We start from the raw sequence: 307 nt of genomic DNA on the forward strand, positions 1-307 counted from the left end.
GCTAACCGGTACTAATGAACCGTGAGGCTTAACCTTACAACGCCGAAGATGTTTTGGCGGACTGAGAGACGATTTTCAGCTTTGATTACAGATTAGCAGTGCGCAATAGTTTGCGCAGCAGCAAGGCGTCCAGCGAAGGAAAGGAAGGAGCATACACAGGTATGTGACTGAGTTTACGAGCGCAGACAACGCCGCTGATGCGATAAAGAATTGCGTACAGGGCACAAAGAATTTGCCTGGCGGCCGTAGCGCGGTGGTCCCACCTGACCCCATGCCGAACTCAGAAGTGAAACGCCGTAGCGCCGAT

The 307-nt window shown here is 52.8% G+C and carries 1 rRNA gene; it reads left to right on the forward strand.

Features of this window, described 5'->3' with window-relative positions:
• Positions 1 to 235 precede the first annotated feature (235 nt).
• A 5S ribosomal RNA gene (gene rrf / locus OGX93_RS00015) occupies positions 236 to 307 on the forward strand; the annotation flags it as partial.

Source organism: Citrobacter sp. CK195, assembly GCF_030333365.1.
Classification (GTDB): domain Bacteria; phylum Pseudomonadota; class Gammaproteobacteria; order Enterobacterales; family Enterobacteriaceae; genus Citrobacter_B; species Citrobacter_B koseri.